At 43.7% G+C, this 16,093-nt stretch carries 17 protein-coding genes; 9 read left to right on the forward strand and 8 right to left on the reverse strand.

All coding sequences use genetic code 11. The annotated features are described in order from the left end of the window. Window positions 1-151: 151 nt before the first annotated feature. Both CVP04_RS09100 and CVP04_RS09105 read right to left on the reverse strand, forming a co-directional pair. Complete coding sequence (locus tag CVP04_RS09100) at window positions 152-568, reverse strand: cyclophilin-like fold protein (protein WP_207761635.1); 417 nt, start codon at window positions 566-568, stop codon at window positions 152-154. A gap of 151 nt (window positions 569-719) precedes the next feature. Then, entirely contained in the window at window positions 720-1,886 is a 1,167-nt protein-coding gene (locus CVP04_RS09105) for a CocE/NonD family hydrolase (RefSeq protein WP_100297195.1), read from the reverse strand. A 198-nt stretch (window positions 1,887-2,084) separates the two neighbouring features. Between CVP04_RS09105 and CVP04_RS09110 the strand changes: the two genes are divergently transcribed. Further along, window positions 2,085-2,963, forward strand: a complete 879-nt coding sequence (locus CVP04_RS09110; RefSeq protein WP_100297196.1) for a LysR family transcriptional regulator — start codon at window positions 2,085-2,087, stop codon at window positions 2,961-2,963. 68 nt (window positions 2,964-3,031) lie between these two features. Here the strand turns inward: CVP04_RS09110 and CVP04_RS09115 are convergent, their stop codons facing one another. Beyond that, entirely contained in the window at window positions 3,032-3,448 is a 417-nt protein-coding gene (locus CVP04_RS09115; RefSeq protein ID WP_207761636.1) for a cyclophilin-like fold protein, read from the reverse strand. A 135-nt stretch (window positions 3,449-3,583) separates the two neighbouring features. Beyond that, window positions 3,584-4,333, reverse strand: a complete 750-nt coding sequence (locus tag CVP04_RS09120) for an SDR family oxidoreductase (RefSeq protein ID WP_100297197.1) — start codon at window positions 4,331-4,333, stop codon at window positions 3,584-3,586. 237 nt (window positions 4,334-4,570) lie between these two features. Here CVP04_RS09120 and CVP04_RS09125 point away from each other — a divergent pair, with 237 nt between their 5' ends. Further along, the gene (locus CVP04_RS09125; protein ID WP_100297198.1) at window positions 4,571-5,452 is read left to right on the forward strand and encodes a LysR family transcriptional regulator; all 882 of its coding nucleotides are present in this window, start codon (window positions 4,571-4,573) and stop codon (window positions 5,450-5,452) included. A 36-nt stretch (window positions 5,453-5,488) separates the two neighbouring features. On the opposite strand, the gene CVP04_RS09130 is transcribed toward CVP04_RS09125, so the two are convergent. Next, entirely contained in the window at window positions 5,489-6,424 is a 936-nt protein-coding gene (locus CVP04_RS09130) for a GlxA family transcriptional regulator (protein ID WP_100297199.1), read from the reverse strand. A 118-nt stretch (window positions 6,425-6,542) separates the two neighbouring features. On the opposite strand from CVP04_RS09130, the gene CVP04_RS09135 reads away from it, so the two are divergent. Then, window positions 6,543-7,385: an MBL fold metallo-hydrolase gene (locus CVP04_RS09135; protein ID WP_100297200.1), complete on the forward strand. Its 843-nt coding sequence runs from the start codon at window positions 6,543-6,545 to the stop codon at window positions 7,383-7,385. A 127-nt stretch (window positions 7,386-7,512) separates the two neighbouring features. On the opposite strand, the gene CVP04_RS09140 is transcribed toward CVP04_RS09135, so the two are convergent. After that, window positions 7,513-8,526 (reverse strand): PDDEXK nuclease domain-containing protein, encoded by a 1,014-nt coding sequence (locus tag CVP04_RS09140; RefSeq protein ID WP_100297201.1) that lies wholly within the window; start codon window positions 8,524-8,526, stop codon window positions 7,513-7,515. 237 nt (window positions 8,527-8,763) lie between these two features. On the opposite strand from CVP04_RS09140, the gene CVP04_RS09145 reads away from it, so the two are divergent. The 4 genes from CVP04_RS09145 (at window position 8,764) to CVP04_RS09160 (ending at window position 12,252) form a co-directional block, all read left to right on the forward strand. Next, entirely contained in the window at window positions 8,764-9,915 is a 1,152-nt protein-coding gene (locus CVP04_RS09145) for an MFS transporter (protein ID WP_100297202.1), read from the forward strand. 273 nt (window positions 9,916-10,188) lie between these two features. Next, window positions 10,189-10,644 (forward strand): IS200/IS605 family transposase, encoded by a 456-nt coding sequence (gene tnpA, locus CVP04_RS09150; protein ID WP_100297203.1) that lies wholly within the window; start codon window positions 10,189-10,191, stop codon window positions 10,642-10,644. 84 nt (window positions 10,645-10,728) lie between these two features. Next, window positions 10,729-11,262 (forward strand): methylated-DNA--[protein]-cysteine S-methyltransferase, encoded by a 534-nt coding sequence (locus tag CVP04_RS09155; protein ID WP_100297204.1) that lies wholly within the window; start codon window positions 10,729-10,731, stop codon window positions 11,260-11,262. 78 nt (window positions 11,263-11,340) lie between these two features. Beyond that, window positions 11,341-12,252, forward strand: a complete 912-nt coding sequence (locus CVP04_RS09160) for an AraC family transcriptional regulator (protein ID WP_100297205.1) — start codon at window positions 11,341-11,343, stop codon at window positions 12,250-12,252. Window positions 12,253-12,336: 84 nt separating this feature from the next. On the opposite strand, the gene lysA is transcribed toward CVP04_RS09160, so the two are convergent. Together lysA and lptM are read right to left on the reverse strand one after the other, a co-directional pair. Beyond that, window positions 12,337-13,587, reverse strand: a complete 1,251-nt coding sequence (lysA, locus tag CVP04_RS09165) for a diaminopimelate decarboxylase (protein WP_100297206.1) — start codon at window positions 13,585-13,587, stop codon at window positions 12,337-12,339. A 15-nt stretch (window positions 13,588-13,602) separates the two neighbouring features. Beyond that, window positions 13,603-13,719 carry an LPS translocon maturation chaperone LptM gene (gene lptM / locus CVP04_RS09170; RefSeq protein ID WP_100297207.1) on the reverse strand — a complete coding sequence of 39 codons (117 nt, stop codon included), beginning with the start codon at window positions 13,717-13,719 and terminating at the stop codon, window positions 13,603-13,605. 157 nt (window positions 13,720-13,876) lie between these two features. Between lptM and cyaY the strand changes: the two genes are divergently transcribed. Then, window positions 13,877-14,185 (forward strand): iron donor protein CyaY, encoded by a 309-nt coding sequence (cyaY, locus tag CVP04_RS09175; RefSeq protein WP_100297208.1) that lies wholly within the window; start codon window positions 13,877-13,879, stop codon window positions 14,183-14,185. Then, window positions 14,186-16,090 (forward strand): DNA helicase RecQ, encoded by a 1,905-nt coding sequence (gene recQ, locus CVP04_RS09180; RefSeq protein WP_100297209.1) that lies wholly within the window; start codon window positions 14,186-14,188, stop codon window positions 16,088-16,090. It begins immediately after the preceding gene. The last annotated feature ends 3 nt before the right edge of the window (window positions 16,091-16,093 follow it).

A 16,093-nucleotide genomic window follows, 5' to 3' on the forward strand; every position in this document is an offset into this window, starting at 1 on the left:
AAAAAATACAATCTTTATAGGGACAAATTCTCCCTAGGTAGTAATGATGACGGAAATCGGTAGCTTTACTACCTTTAAAACCGAGCGACAAAGTCGCTCACTTATGATTAACCTTGTACGGCTTTGCCGTGCTAGGATCAACATAAAGGTTTTACTCCGCCTTTTCCAACCGCACTTTGATTTTTTCACCTGTTAAAATCGCCGAAAAATCACCGTCAAATTTGCCTAAGTGAACTAACCCACGGGCTTTTTGATGCGGTTTGTAAAAAATTGCTACATTTCCCCACGGGGCAAAATAGTTAATATCGCCAATGCGGGCAGATACGCCTGACGGTTCTTGGCTCACGTCTAATTTGCGTGGTAGATAGCTGATTTTCTCTTCGCCTGCATAATCGGAAAGCTCCAATTCAAGCGGTAACATTTGGTAAAAATCTTGCGAAGCGTGGCTGTTTGCAAGCGTCGCAGATAAGGTTTTGCCGTTGGCAATCACGTTAATTTTCATCGCCTTCTCCTGTGCAAATGCGTTTATGGCGAGCAATAGAGTGAAAAGTGCGGTCAGTTTTTTCATTGTTTTTTCCTTAAATGTGGATATGTCGCCCAAAATCGCTGTACTATGAATAATGCTTTGTTTCTATGATTAGATATGCCTAAAAAGTATGGGATTTAGGGGTAAAAACGCCGTTTCTCACAAGAAAAAACAGCGTTTTGGGTTTGTTAAGTTATTTCAAATTCGCCTTAAAGAACTGTTCAAATTTATCAAACGGGATTTTGTTTGCGACATTGTCGTATAAATCCGTGTGCGTTGCGTTTGGTACGATAACCAGCTCTTTGTTTTGCGTGCCTGTTAATTTCGCAAATGCGTCTTCACTCATATAGCGAGAATGCGCTTTTTCGCCTGCTACGATCAATACAGGGACTGAAATTTCATAAGTGAAAGCGTCCATCGGCATGGTGAAGAACGACAGCGGCATAGTGGCAAGCCACGCTGTGTTTGAGTTAATGCCGCGTGGGTGGTAACCGCGTTTTGTGCGATAGTAATCAAAGAAACCTGCCCACATTTCAGGGAAATCATCAGGTTTATTTTCAGGTAAAATTTGGGTAAGACCTTCAACCACTTGACCGTTTATAATCGGCAATTCGTGCATAGCAACCGCTCGAGTGCCGCTATCCACGTCTGCCCAGCGTTGTTTTGCAAGGTAATCTTTCACTAAACGGCGGTCTGCCGCAGTATAGAGATCTTGCTGATCGCCCACGCCTTTGCTGATGGAACGGCTCATATCGTACAACACCGAAGTCGCCAACGCTTTTACACGCGTATCCATTGATGCCGCATTTAAGCTCATTCCGCCAAAACCACAGATACCGAATAAACCTAAACGTTCACGATCGACTTCAGGCAATGTGCCTAAAAAATCTAATGCCGCAGAAAAATCTTCACTGTTAATGTCCGGTGATGCCATTCCTCGTGGCTGACCGCCACTCTCGCCAACGTAAGACGGGTCAAAAGCGATAGTGATAAAACCACGTTCTGCTAATGTTTGTGCATAAAGCCCTGATGTTTGTTCTTTTACTGCGCCGAACGGACCGCTAAATGCGATGGCGGCAAGCTTGCCCGAACGGTTTTTTGGCATATATAAATCGCCTGCAAGGGTAATTCCGTAACGGTTTGTGAAGGTCACTTTGCGGTGATCGACTTTATCGGATTTTGGGAAAGTTTTATCCCATTCTTGAGTTAAAGCGAGCATACCGTTGCCTGAGCCAGTGTTGATATTTTGAGATGGTACGCCGTTTGTAACTGCCATTGCCAACGGGCTTAACGCCATTGCCGCACCTGTTGCAACCGCACCTTGTAAAAATTGACGACGTGCTAAAACTGATTTAGTCATTTTGAGTTCCTTTTAATAAGTGTTTGTTGTTGATGTGTGTATTATAGGGAAAAGGAATTTGAAGATAATCGGCTGTTTTTTTATAATAGTTATAAGTTAATCTAATAAATGTAGGATGGGCTTTAGCCCATCAATCACAATATCAACGTTTTAAATGATGGGCTGAAGCCCATTCTACGATAACAATGGCAACAAACTATGAAAGAAAACTTCAACGATCTGTACAGCTTTTTAAATGTGGCTCGTGAAGGCTCGTTTACCAAAGCGGCATTAAAATTAAATGTTACCCAATCGGCATTAAGCCAAACCATTTCGCAGTTAGAGCAGCGTTTGGGCGTGCAACTTTTTACCCGAACTACCCGAAAAGTCTCGCTTACCCACGCTGGCGAAGCGTTGTTTCTCACGGCAAGTCAGAGTTTTGATTTGCTGGAAAATCAACTGGATAATTTGGTCGGCAACCGGGAAAATCCGAAAGGCAAGGTGCGGATTTCCGCCAGTCAGCACGTTATTCAGTATGTTTTACTGCCTAAACTTGCGCATTTTAAAAACGATTATCCTAATATTCAGTTGGAACTGATTAGCGAAAATCAGCTGACCGACATTGTGTCAGAGCGTTATGATGCAGGCGTTCGGTTGGGAAATGATGTGCAAGAAGGAATGATCGCCGTGAAAATCGGGCAGGAAATCCCAATGGCAGTGGTGGCAACGCCCGATTATTTCGCCCAATACGGCACACCTGTGAAACCGCAAGATCTCGAAAAGCATAATTGCATTGGTTACCGTTTGGGTAGCGGTGGGTTATATGCGTGGGATTTTCAACACAGGGGCAAGCCTTTTGTCCAAAAAGTACAAGGACAATGGGTACTCAGCGACAGCTATTGTGAATACACCGCGGTAAAACTCGGGTTAGGGCTTTGCTATTTGCCGAAAGAGCTGGTGGAAAACGAACTCAACAGCGGTGAATTGGTGGAAGTGCTGACCAATTACAGCATCTCCCTACCTGCTTGTTATTTGTATTACCCACACCGCAATATCTCACCCGCGTTAAGATTGGTGGTGGAAAGTTTGAAGGTGTAAAGAGCGGTCGGATTTTGCCATTTTTTGCTATTTGCAAATTGATGAGAAAATCCGACCGCTTGTGGCGGTTACTCCGCCTTTTCCAACCGCACTTTGATTTTTTCGCCTGATAGTATCGCCGAAAAATCGCCGTCAAATTTACCTAAATGCACCAATCCGCGAGATTTTTCGTGCGGTTTGTAGAAAATCGCTAAATTTCCCCACGGGGCGTAATAGTTAATGTCGCCAATGCTAGCAGATACGCCCGACGGCTCTTGGCTTACATCTAATTTGCGTGGCAGATAGCTGATTTTCTCTTCGCCAGCGTAATCGGATAATTCCAATTCTAGCGGTAACATTTTGTAGAAATCTTGTGCGGAGGTGCCGTTACTGATTGTGGCGGATAAGGTTTTGCCGTTGGCAATAACGTTGATTTTCATCGGGTTCTCCTGTGCAAATGCGTTTATGGCGAACAATAGGGTGAAAAGTGCGGTGAGTTTTTGCATTGTTTTTCCTATTGAATACTGTGTAAGCGATAGGCTTCGTTAATTGAATAAGTGTCTAGGATCAGTGGCTTGCCATAATCTAAGGCATTGATTTTCTGCATATTGGTATCGGTCAATTCAAAATCATCAATAGGTTTACCACGGCTGAGTTGTCGGTCCTAGGGTAAATTCGCTGATATTGGTGTCTTCAGGTTGGCTAAGAGCGAAAGCAACCACGTTTGTCACACGTTCAGCAGGGATTTCATAGGTATCGTAAAGCTCACGATAGCCTGACGATGTTTCGCTGTCGGTAATGCTTGCCACCAATTCCGATTGCACGGCTGCTGGGTAAATGGTTGCGGTGCGAATGTTTGTGCCTGCTTGTGCACTTTCCATTCTTAAGGCTTCCATAATGGCTTTCACCGCCCATTTTGTGCCACAGTATACACCTGCGCCTGGATACACTTTTAAGCCAGCCACCGATGACACACTTAAAATATGCCCTGATTTTTGTGCTTCAAAGGTTGGCAATACCGCTGCAATGCCGTTTAACACGCCTTTAATATTCACATCAACCATTGCATTCCAGTTGTTCGTTTCTAATTTTGAGAATGGCGAATTTGGCATTAATCCTGCATTTAAGAAAATCGCATCTAACTTACCGAAAGAGGTTTTGGCAAGTTCTACCAATGCCGTATTGTCTTCGGGTTTCACCACATCGGTAACACGGTAAACCGCTTCACCGCCTTTGGCTTTGATCTTTTCCACAATGGCTTTGAGCTTCTCTTCACGGCGTGCGCCCAGCACCAATTTCGCCCCTTGCTCCGCTAATTTATAGGCGGTGGCTTCGCCGATACCGCTTGATGCGCCTGTAATAATCACGACTTTGTTTTGAATATTGTTCATTTTATACTCCTGTTATTTGTAAAATTTTCTGAAAAAAATAACCGCTTGTGGGCGATTACGCCGCCTTTTCCTGTGCAAATAGGTTTGTAGCGAAAAATAGATTGAAAAGTGCGGTGCGTTTTTGCATTGTTTCTCTCCTTGTTTGTGTTGAGTGCATTATAGGAAAAACATTTTGGTATGAATAATACTTTGTTTCTATGTTAAACTATGCCCAAAAAGTATAGATAAGGCATAAAAATGGACATCAAATCCCTACGCTATTTTCTCGCCCTTGCTAAAACAGGCTCTATTTCAGGGGCGGCGGAATACTTACATTTAACCCAGCCCACCCTTTCACGCCAATTAGCTGATTTGGAATATCAGCTTGATACACAATTATTTATTCGTGGTAGTCGGCGAATTACATTGACCGAAGACGGCGAAAAATTACGCCACCGAGCCGAAGAGATTTTGGCGTTGGTATCAAAAACCGAACAGGAATTTAAGCCGTCCAGCGAAGCCGTTAGCGGTGAGATTTATATTGGTTGTGGTGAAACTGTGGTGATGCGTCATTTGATTTATCTGTTGCACCAATTCCAACAAGATTATCCGCAAGTCAAAGTACATATTATTAGTGCAGACGGCAATGATGTATTAGAAAAATTGGAACAAGGTTTATTGGATTTTGGCGTGTTGTTAATGGAAAGCGCTTATATTAGTGCGTATGAAAGCCTTACCTTGCCCGAAAAAGACGTTTGGGGTGTACTGATGAGAAAAGACAATCCACTTGCCCAAAAAGAGAGTATTTCTCCCCAAGATTTGCGTGATATTCCACTGATTTCTTCATGGCAAAATCAAGTGGGTGATTTTTTATCGCAGTGGCTGAAATACGATTACAGCGAATTGAATATTGTCGCCACTTACAATTTGATTTTCAATGCCACACTTATGGTAGAACAAGGCATTGGCGTTGCTTTGGGCTTGGATAATTTGGCGAATACCAGCGAAGAAAGTAAGCTAACGTTCCGCCCCTTTGAGCCGATTTTGAGCGTTGAAAGCCATATTGCGTGGAAAAAATACCGCCCGTTGTCTAAGGCGGCGGAATTGTTTTTGAATAGGGTTAGGGATAGGTTGAAGTAAAAGAACGGTCGTTTTTTTGCAAACCGACCGCTTGCCCTACTCCCCAAACGTCTTCCGCCACTGGTTCGGGCTGACTTGATACTTCTCTTTAAAATGTTCTCGAAAACTGACCGCACTTTGAAAGCCGATTTGTTCTGCGATTTGTTCAATGCTCAAGGCGGAGCTTTCCAATAAATCCAAACTTTTCTGCAACCGTTCGGCGATCAACCATTGGGTGAAACTCGTGCCGGTGGCTTTTTGGAAATGGCGGGTAAAGGTGCGGCGGCTCATCGCCAGTTGTTCAGCAAGCTCATCAATGCGGTAACAAGCGGTTGAATTTTCCCGAATTTTTGCAAGTAGCTGATTGATATTGCGATCGTTGGTTTTGGTGGGAACGGGGGTATCAATAAACTGCGCCTGACCGCCTTCCCGATGGGGCGGAACAACCATTATCCGTGCGATTTGGTTTGCGGTGCGACTGCCATAAAATTTACGCACGATGTATAAACAGCAATCCAAACTTGCTGCCGTGCCTGCGGACGTGATGATATTGCCGTCGTCCACATACAAGGCGTTGCTGTCGAGTTTTACTTGCGGAAAACGGCTGATAAAATCTTGCTCGCCTGCCCAATGGGTTGCCGCTTTTTTGCCGTCCAACACACCGCTGTACGCCAGCGCATAAGTGCCGTAACACAAACCGACCAAAATTTTGTTCTGTGCATAAGCCTTTTGTAACACCCGTTGCAACTCAGCACTCGGCGGTTCGTCCACATCGTGCCAACCCGCCACAATCAACACGTCCATCTCTTCTGCCCGTTCCAATCCGCCGTCAAAATGAAGAAAAACCGAACCTGTTCGATGCGGTTCAATATTTAATACAAACAAATCAAACAGTTTCTGATCGGGCAATAAGTCGCTAAAAATCATATGGGGAACGGAAAACTGAAACAGTTTAACGTCAGGGTGAAAGAGTAATCCGATTTTAATTGGCATAGTTTTCCTTATTTTGAGCTTTGACCCAATTCTTTCGTTTATTGGCGTAAAAGTCAATTTTTTGATAGGCGTATTTTCGGCAAAATAGTCGGCGTTCAAACAATAGAAGGAAAACAAAATGAAACTTAAATCTCTACTTTTAACACTCGGATTAACGACCGCACTTTCTGCCCAAGCCTTTGATTATCAGCATATCCGCAATGCAACGGCAAAAATCAATTACGGTGGAACAACCTTTTTAGTTGATCCGTATTTGGCGGAAAAAGGGGCGTATGAAGGCTTTGCACAAACGCTCAACAGCGAAAAACGCAACCCGTTAATTTCAATGGCGCAATCAGCCGATGATGTGATCAAAGGCGTTGATGCGGTGATTGTTACTCACACCCACGATGATCACTGGGATAAAGCGGCGCAAGAGTTACTGCCGAAACACTTGCCGATCTTCGTACAAAACGCAGGCGATGCGAAAATCATTCGTTCACAAGGCTTTACCGATGTGCGTGTGGTAGGCAAAAACACCGAATTCAACGGCGTGAAACTCAGCAAAACAGGCGGACAACACGGTACGGATCAGATGTATAGCGTACCGATGCTTGCCGAAGTATTGGGCGATGCAATGGGTGTGGTGTTCCAAGCAGATAAGGAAAAAACGCTCTATATCGTGGGCGATACTATTTGGAATGCCGAAGTGGATCAGGCACTTTCCGCCTACCAACCGCAAGTAATGGTAATGAACACAGGCGATGCGAAATTGGAAGGCATTGAAGGCGGTATCATTATGGGAACGAAAGACGTGGCAAAAGCCTATCAAGTTGCCCCGAAAGCCCAAATCATCACCGTGCATATGGACGCCGTTAATCACGGCTCGGTAACCAGCGATGAAATGCGTGAGTTTGTCAAAGCAAACAAAATGACTGATCGCGTGAGCGTGCCGAAAGAAGGGGAAGTGTTGAAGTATTAAAATCGTTCGCTATGAGTAACACAGTACGGCAGTGCTGAGTATTGGCATTTGCAAAATTTTTTAAAAATCCGACCACTTGAATAAGTTACAACGAAAACTGCGACGCTACGTCGCAGTTTTCATTCCGTTATGATTTCTCTTTATTTAACTCATTTAACACCAATGTTTGCAATTCGTCTTTTGGTAGCAAGAGTTGATATTCCGCCACACCGATAGGCTTGGCGATATCTTGTAAAGCGATTTCTACGTCTAAATGATCTTTATCCGCACACAGAATAATGCCGATTGACGGGTTTTCGTGGTCGCCTTTTTCTAACTTATCTAACAGTGTTAAATAGAAATTCATCTTTCCAACATATTCAGGCTTAAAACTGCCGATTTTAAGCTCAATCACCACCAAAGATTGCAACCCACGATGAAAGAAAAGCATATCCACAAAATACTCTTTTTGGTTATATTCCAAACGGTATTGATTGCCGATAAAGGAAAAGCTTTTGCCTAATTCCAGCACAAAAGTGCGGATCTTTTCTGTCAGCCTTTTTTCTAATTCTTGCTCTTTAAGCGGTTCAGTTACGCCCAAAAAGCCGAGATTATAGGAATTTTTAAATACTTCATTGGCGTATTCCGCACTGATTTGTGGCAAGGTTTCAGCAAAATTATGCGTAGCGATTTGATTTTGAACGTGGCGATAGGTATCCATTTTGATAGCGTTGAGTAATAACGCTCTTGACCAATTCTTATTGATAGTTTCATTAGCATAAAATTCAACCATCTTTAAACTTTCAACTTTATTCAAAAGCAGTAAATTATGTCCCCACGGCAAAACTGCGACAGCTTGTCGCAGTTTTTCATCTGCCTGATAATAACGCTCATAAAAGCGCTTCATATCCCATAAATTGCGTGGTGAAAGCCCCATATCAGGGAATTCTTTTTTCAGGTCGATAGAGAGTTGCTTTACCACTGCACTGCCATAACCTTCCGATAGTTGTTTTTCAAACAACAACTTGCCTAACACCCAATACACTGAAGTCACTGCGCTGTTGATCTGTTTGGCGACTTGGGTTCTGGTGGTGTGAATGTGTGAAATAGCTTGATGTAAAATTTCGTTATATTCTGTTGGATTGATAAGTTCCGTTTTCATTGCTTGTTCCTTGGTTCAAATTAAGTGGATTTATTATTTCCAATGTTTTTGAACTGACAACCAGCAATAACGATTTTTGCGATCAGCATCGAAAAAATAACATTTAAGCGTTGAGATCTTGCCATTTTTTCATTTTAAGCTCTTTTTTGACGATATATTCATAAAATCAGCCGATTTTCTGCTAACATCTATCCAGATTCAGCACATAAAATACCAATCAGTTATTAAGGGGTATTTATGTCAAACCAAAAAATCTATCAGTATCTAATGGCGTTCGGGCATTTTTGTTCGGATATCAATCAAACCGCATTAACGGCGTTATTGCCCTTTTTAATTGCTATTCATCATTATGATTACACCACAGCAGCGATGTTGGTTTTGGTTGCCAATATGGTCAGCTCGGTGGTGCAGCCGCTGTTTGGGCATTTGGCGGATAAGTTTAATTGGGTGTGGATTGTGCCGGTGGGGTTGTTATTGGCTGGCGGTGGCATTGCGGCAACGGGTTACACATCTGATTTTTGGCAACTCTGTTTAGCCGTGATGATAAGCGGTATCGGCATTGCGATGTTTCATCCGCAAGCGGCGAAATTAGTCAATCTTGCATCAGGCTTGCATAATCGTGGCACGGCATTAAGTATCTTCGCTTTTGGTGGTAGTACGGGGGCGGCAATGGGTCCGATTTTAATTACTGCATCAATCGCTTTATTCGGTGTGCAAGGTACGCTCACGTTTTTGCTGATTGAACTGCTCGCTTGTTTGATGATTGGGCGTTATTACCGTGCATTGACCGAATTAAACGGCGGTTCAATAAAAGCGAAACAAGCAAATGCACAGGCAACACAACAAGATCAATGGGGCGCATTTTCCGTGTTGTGTGTGGTAATGTTCGGGCGTTCGATTATCTATTACGGGCTGAACACTTTTTTGGCACTTTATTGGATCAACGTTCTCGGCACAACTGAAACGGTAGGCAATACCATGCTCAGCATTTATTACACCATCGGCGCAATTTGCACCTTATTCGGCGGAAAATTGGCGGATAAATTCGGTGCGCGCAATGTGTTGAAGTGTGGTTTTGCCGTGTTGTTTCCGAGTATTGCCTTGCTTGCGATGACAGGAAACGAACTTTTCGCCTCCGCACTTTTATTGCCAATGGGGGCGGCAATTCATATTGTGTACAGCCCGACCGTGGTATTAGGGCAACAATATTTGCCGAACCGTATCGGTTTTGCATCAGGCATCACGCTTGGGCTTGCCATCAGTATCGGCGGGATTACTGCCCCAATACTTGGAAAAATCGCCGATATTTACGGATTAACTACCGCACTTTATAGCGTGGCACTTGTGCCACTTGTTGGAGCATTCTTATTAGCGAAACCGAAAGATTAAAACAAGCGGTGAGATTTTTTGGAAAATTTGCGATCTCGAGCGAAAAATTGAGATAAAACACTTGTTGCTTTTATCCGACAGCGACTAAAGTCGCAATCGGTTAATCATAAGTCGGTAGTTTTGCTATCTCAAAAAGAGCGACAAAGTCGCTCACTTATGATTAACCTAGTACGGCTTTGCCGTGCTAGGAAAAAGACGTTTATCCGACAGCGACTAAAGTCGCAATCGGTTAATCATAAGTCAGTCGCTTTGCGACTGTAACGGCAGGTGAAAATGAGTTATACAAGATTGCTTTATCATATTGTTTTTAGAACGAAAAATGGCAAGCCTGCAATTACCGTAGAACACGAGAAGATTTTATATACTTATATTTGGAAATTTATTCAAGAGCGAAATTCGGTTTTATATCGTGTGAACGGAATGCCTGATCATATTCATATTTTTACGGCATTACACTCTGATATTGCCGTTGCTGATTTTGTCAGAGAGCTGAAAAATGCGACACATTTGCTATTAGAAAAACATCACGCCGAATTTCCGCAATTTTATGCGTGGTCTAAAGGCTATTGTGCGATCAGCTATTCGGATAAAGAACGTGAAAAAATCGTTAATTACATCAAAAATAAAAAAGAGCATCATCAATACACTAGCTTTCTTGAAGAAACAAAATATCTTTTAAATGAAGCTGGGATTGAATACGATGAACGTTATTTTGATCGAAATATTTAGATATATTATCAGCCACAACGTGGCTGACTTATGATTAACCGATTGCGACTTTGTCGCTGTCGGAGCAAGCTTAAGGAAAATAATATGCACTACACCAGTTTCTATCAATCGCCTGTTGGCGAAATATTACTTGCCAGTGATGATGTCGGCGTGGTTGGTATTTGGTTTAAAGGCGAAAAGTATTATGCCTACTGTCTTGATAAAGAATATGAACCGAAGGAAACGCAAAGCATCCGAGAAATGAAGCGTTGGCTTGATGTTTATTTTCAAGGCAAACAACCTGATTTTGAACCGCCTATTCATATGATCGGCACGGCATTTCAACAAGAAGTTTGGCATATCCTGCGTGAAATTCCCTACGGAACGACAACCACTTATAAAGAAATCGCCCGAAAAATCGCCCAAAGCAAAGGCATTGAAAGTATGTCGGCACAAGCGGTCGGTACGGCAGTGGGCAAAAACAATCTTAATTTGATTGTGCCTTGTCATAGAGTGGTTGCGTCTAATAATAGCCTTGCAGGATATGCTGGCGGTATCGACAAGAAAATTACCTTTCTAAAATTAGAAGGGGCTTTTAAAGATGAATATTTTGTACCGAAACACAGTACAGCACCCTAAGTGAAATTTTGAATATTGACGAGATATTGCTAATATTGTTGGATAAATCGATATTTAACCGACAATATTGGCAATAAAATGCAAAACAACGACTATTTAAACTTTACCAATCTTAATGCTCACACCGATTTCCCCTATCTGGTATTAGATGAAAAAATGACGGTTGCCGTACCCGAGCAAATATGCTTTCATATTATGCACTGGCACGATGATTTTCAATTTACTTACATTGAAAAAGGGGAAATCGAATGTGTAACGCTGGAACAACGTTATCACTTGAAGGCAGGTGATACGGTGTTTATCAACGAAAATATCTTGCACCAAATTGTGCCGACCGAAAACGCCTGCTACAAAACTTTCCGTTTTCCACGCCAGTTAGTCAGTTTTTATTTAGGTAGCCCTGCAAGCCGTGAAGTTAATCGCATTGCAGGAAACGAGCATTTACCGCTTTATGCCTTTACCGCTCAAACCGCAGGACATCAAGCGATTACCGCATTATTGCAAGAGCTGATTGCACTAGAAAATCAACCTATTCCCTTTTATGAATATGCCGTATTAAGTACCTTATCTCGCTTATGGTTGGCATTATTGCAACACACCCAATCTGTTCAGCCAACCGCCGAAATCCCCAAAAACAAACCAGCCCAACGAATGCGACAATTTTTGCACTATATCGAACGCCATTATGCCGAAGAGATTTCATTAGACAGCTTGGCACAGAGTGCACACGTCAGCAAATCCGAATGTTTACGCTGTTTCCAAAATACAATGAACACTACACCTTACCAATATTTAATGGAATTTCGCCTTGCCAAAGCACAACAGTTACTTTTGGAAAGCAGTTTATCTGTGGGGGATATTGCCGAACAAACGGGTTTTAATCAACAAAGTTACTTTGGTAAATGTTTTAGGCAGAAAACCGGATTGTCGCCGAGTGAATATCGCCAAAAGTATAGAAAATATTGCTTACCGGCGATGACATTGGTGTGAAATAAAACAAAAAAACACCGCACTTTTTCTATCATTCTAAGAATCAAATGAAAGTGCGGTGTTTTTTATTTACTTTTCAGCAAGCTAAGGCAATACCGATTCCAAGCGCCATAAGTCGGCGAAGCTTTCGCGGCGTTTGATTAAATGTGCTTGATCGCCATCCACCATAATTTCAATGGCGCGCGGGCGTGAATTGTAGGTGGAAGCCATACTTGCGCCGTATGCGCCGGCGGAACGTTGGGCGATAAAATCCCCTTGGGCGATCGCCAGTTCGCGTTGTTTACCTAAGAAATCCGAGGTTTCGCAAATCGGGCCGACCACATCATAAACGCGTTTTTCACGCGCTAAAGTGCGGTCAACTTCTATGATGTTCATATAGGCTTGATATAACGCCGGACGGATCATATCGTTCATTCCGGCATCCACAATGGCGAAATTAAGCGCTTCGTTGCTTTTTAAATATTCCACTTTCGTGACTAAAATGCCGGCATTTGCGGTGATGGCGCGACCCGGTTCGAGCAAAATTTCCAGTTCCGTATAATCTTTTAATTTTGCCAACAACGCCGCGGCATATTCCGTCGGATGCGGCGCGTTTTCATCGGTGTAAGTGACACCCAAGCCGCCGCCGAGATCCAAATGTTTGATGTTAATTCCGTCTTGTTTAAGCTGCTCCATTAATACGATTAAACGATCGGTAGCATCTAAAAACGGTTGTAATTCGGTTAATTGCGAGCCGATATGACAATCCATTCCGGTAACGACGATATGTGGCAATTCGGCGGCGATACGATACACTTCGCGCGCTTCATCTACGCTGACGCCGAATTTATTTTGTTTCAAACCGGTGGAAATGTAAGGGTGCGTATGCGCATCCACGTCGGGATTGACGCGTAACGAAATCGGTGCGATTTTGCCCATTTCGCCCGCCACTTCGTTAATGCGATACAATTCCGCCGGACTTTCCACATTAAAACAGCGAATGCCGACGTCCAACGCGCGGCGAATTTCTTGCACCGATTTCGCCACGCCGGAAAACACAACTTTGCTCGCGTCGCCGCCGGCGGCTAATACACGTTCCAATTCGCCTTGCGACACAATATCAAAGCCCGAACCGAGTTTCGCCATAATATTTAAAATCGCAATATTGGGATTGGATTTCACCGCAAAGCAAATTAAATGCGGATGTTGACCCAGCGCATCATCAAAAGCGTGCCAGTGGCGCTCAAGGGTGGCGCGGGAATAAATATAAGCGGGTGTGCCGAATTGTTCGGCAAGGCGGCGAACCGAAACGGATTCCGCCATTAATTGATTATCTTGATAGTGGAAAAAATCCATAAATTACCTTACCGTTTATTGTTGTGTTTGCGAGGTTTGTTTTTCCGGAAAATACAGCGGACCTTTTACGCCGCAACCGACTGTAGAAAGCGTTACGACGCCGAGTATAAAAATAGCAATCAGTTTTTTCATCAAATATCTACCTTATGGTTGAAACATTATTTTTTACCTTCTGAATTAAGATGATATTTTTTACCATTAAATCGCGCTTTGCGCTATCACAATCTGGCGAAAAAGCGCGAAAATCTCTATAATCTCGGTTTATTCTTTTATTATTCGGGAAAGTTTTATGAACGTAGCGGAATTTCATCAAAATATCGAGCAAATCTGGTTAAGCATCGAAGAACAATTAGAACAACAGGATTGTGATGTGGATTGCGACACGCAAGGTTCGGTGTTCACCATCACCTTCGCCGATCGCAGTCAAGTCGTGGTAAACAAGCAAGAACCTTTGCTGGAACTCTGGCTTGCCGGTAAAAACGGCGGCTTTCATTTCGCCTTTAAAAATCAACAATGGGTGACTTCCGACGGTAAATTATTTTGGCAATGCTTGGAAGAAGCCTGCCGTGCGCACGGAGAAACGGTGAGCTTCGCGTAAATGAGCGTATCGGCGCATTCGGCGGAACACGCAGAAACAGCAAAAAGTGCGGTGGATTTTTCGCAAGATTCTGCGCTAAAAACCACCGCACTTGAAAAGCTGAATTCGGTTTTCGGCTACCAATCCTTCCGCAAAGGGCAGCAAGAGGTGATTCACGCCGCCTTAAATAAACAAGACAGTCTTGTGGTAATGGCGACGGGAAACGGAAAATCCCTGTGCTATCAAATTCCTGCGCTTTGTTTTTCCGGCTTAACCTTGGTGATTTCGCCTTTGATTTCATTAATGAAAGATCAAGTGGATCAACTGCTTACCAACGGAATCGCCGCCGATTATCTCAATTCCACCCAAACCTTCGAACAACAGCAACAAGTGCAAAGCATGGCGATGTCAGGACAACTGAAGTTGTTGTATTTATCGCCGGAAAAAATCACCACGCAAAGCTTTTTCCATTTTATTTCCCAATGCCAAGTCAGTTTTATCGCTATTGACGAAGCCCATTGTATTTCCCAATGGGGACACGATTTTCGTCCCGAATATACCCAGCTCGGCGGGCTGAAAAGCTGCTTTCCCGACGCGCCGATTATGGCGCTGACCGCCACGGCGGATGAAACCACAAGGCGCGATATTTTATTTCACCTGAAATTACAAACGCCGCATATTTATATCGGCAGTTTCGATCGTCCGAATATTCGTTATATGTTGGTGGAAAAATTCAAACCGATGGAGCAGCTTTGCCAATTTGTGCTCGGACAAAAAGGCAAAAGCGGCATTGTGTATTGCAACAGCCGCAATAAAGTCGAACGTATCGCGGAAAGTTTGCGCAAAAAAGGCGTGGCGGCGCAAGCCTATCACGCCGGAATGGATAACGCCCTGCGTGAGCGGGTTCAGCGAGATTTTCAACGCGATAATGTGCAAGTGGTGGTAGCGACCATCGCGTTCGGAATGGGTATTAATAAATCCAACGTGCGCTTTGTCGCCCATTTCGATTTGCCGCGCAGCATTGAAGCCTATTACCAAGAAACCGGACGTGCCGGACGCGACGATTTACCGGCGGAAGCAGTGCTATTTTATGAGCCCGCCGATTACGCGTGGTTGCAAAAAATGCTGCTGGAAAAACCGGAAACGCCGCAACGTCAAATTGAGCAACATAAATTGCAAGCTATCGGCGAGTTCGCCGAAAGCCAAACCTGCCGGCGTTTGGTGTTGCTGAATTATTTCGGCGAAATGCGGCAAACGCCTTGCAATAACTGTGATATTTGCTTGGATCCGCCGAAAAAATATAACGGCTTAATCGACGCGCAAAAAGTGATGTCGGCGGTGTATCGCGTCGGGCAACGTTTCGGCGTGCATTATGTGGTGGCGGTTTTGCGTGGTTTGCAAAATCAAAAGATCAAAGACAACGGTCACGATACACTCAGCGTGTTCGGCATCGGGAAAGATCGCAGCAAAGAATATTGGCAATCGGTGATTCGTCAGTTGGTGCATTTAGGTTTGCTCCGCCAAGTGGTGGATCAATATAACAGCACGTTACAACTCACCGAAAACGCTAAGCCCGTGTTGCGCGGAGAATGTGAATTAGAACTGGCAACGCCGCGAATTTCATCCGTCATCACGCGCACGGCGGAAAAAAGTGCGGTGGTTAATTACGACAAAGATCTGTTCGCGCGCTTGCGTTTCTTGCGTAAACAAATCGCAGATAAAGAAAATATTCCGCCCTATATTGTGTTTAACGACGCGACTTTGCAAGAAATGGCGCAATATCAACCGACCACCGCAAGGGAAATGTTGCAAATCAACGGCGTCGGTTCGATTAAATTGGAACGTTTTGCCCAACCATTTATGACGATTATTCGCGAACACAAAGCGGCGCATCGCACCGACGCGCCCGCATTCGAATTACACTGAACC

This window comes from Caviibacterium pharyngocola, assembly GCF_002795405.1.
Lineage (GTDB): Bacteria > Pseudomonadota > Gammaproteobacteria > Enterobacterales > Pasteurellaceae > Caviibacterium > Caviibacterium pharyngocola.

Coding starts and splice junctions, on each gene's coding strand:
- CVP04_RS09145 (WP_100297202.1), top strand. CDS start 8,764: ATGTCAAACCAAAAAATCTATCAGTATCTAATGGCGTTCGGGCATTTT.
- CVP04_RS09135 (WP_100297200.1), top strand. CDS start 6,543: ATGAAACTTAAATCTCTACTTTTAACACTCGGATTAACGACCGCACTT.
- tnpA (WP_100297203.1), top strand. CDS start 10,189: ATGAGTTATACAAGATTGCTTTATCATATTGTTTTTAGAACGAAAAAT.
- CVP04_RS09115 (WP_207761636.1), bottom strand. CDS start 3,448: ATGCAAAAACTCACCGCACTTTTCACCCTATTGTTCGCCATAAACGCA.
- CVP04_RS09130 (WP_100297199.1), bottom strand. CDS start 6,424: ATGCCAATTAAAATCGGATTACTCTTTCACCCTGACGTTAAACTGTTT.
- CVP04_RS09120 (WP_100297197.1), bottom strand. CDS start 4,333: ATGAACAATATTCAAAACAAAGTCGTGATTATTACAGGCGCATCAAGC.
- CVP04_RS09140 (WP_100297201.1), bottom strand. CDS start 8,526: ATGAAAACGGAACTTATCAATCCAACAGAATATAACGAAATTTTACAT.
- CVP04_RS09160 (WP_100297205.1), top strand. CDS start 11,341: ATGCAAAACAACGACTATTTAAACTTTACCAATCTTAATGCTCACACC.
- CVP04_RS09110 (WP_100297196.1), top strand. CDS start 2,085: ATGAAAGAAAACTTCAACGATCTGTACAGCTTTTTAAATGTGGCTCGT.
- recQ (WP_100297209.1), top strand. CDS start 14,186: ATGAGCGTATCGGCGCATTCGGCGGAACACGCAGAAACAGCAAAAAGT.
- CVP04_RS09105 (WP_100297195.1), bottom strand. CDS start 1,886: ATGACTAAATCAGTTTTAGCACGTCGTCAATTTTTACAAGGTGCGGTT.
- CVP04_RS09155 (WP_100297204.1), top strand. CDS start 10,729: ATGCACTACACCAGTTTCTATCAATCGCCTGTTGGCGAAATATTACTT.
- CVP04_RS09125 (WP_100297198.1), top strand. CDS start 4,571: ATGGACATCAAATCCCTACGCTATTTTCTCGCCCTTGCTAAAACAGGC.
- lysA (WP_100297206.1), bottom strand. CDS start 13,587: ATGGATTTTTTCCACTATCAAGATAATCAATTAATGGCGGAATCCGTT.
- cyaY (WP_100297208.1), top strand. CDS start 13,877: ATGAACGTAGCGGAATTTCATCAAAATATCGAGCAAATCTGGTTAAGC.
- lptM (WP_100297207.1), bottom strand. CDS start 13,719: ATGAAAAAACTGATTGCTATTTTTATACTCGGCGTCGTAACGCTTTCT.
- CVP04_RS09100 (WP_207761635.1), bottom strand. CDS start 568: ATGAAAAAACTGACCGCACTTTTCACTCTATTGCTCGCCATAAACGCA.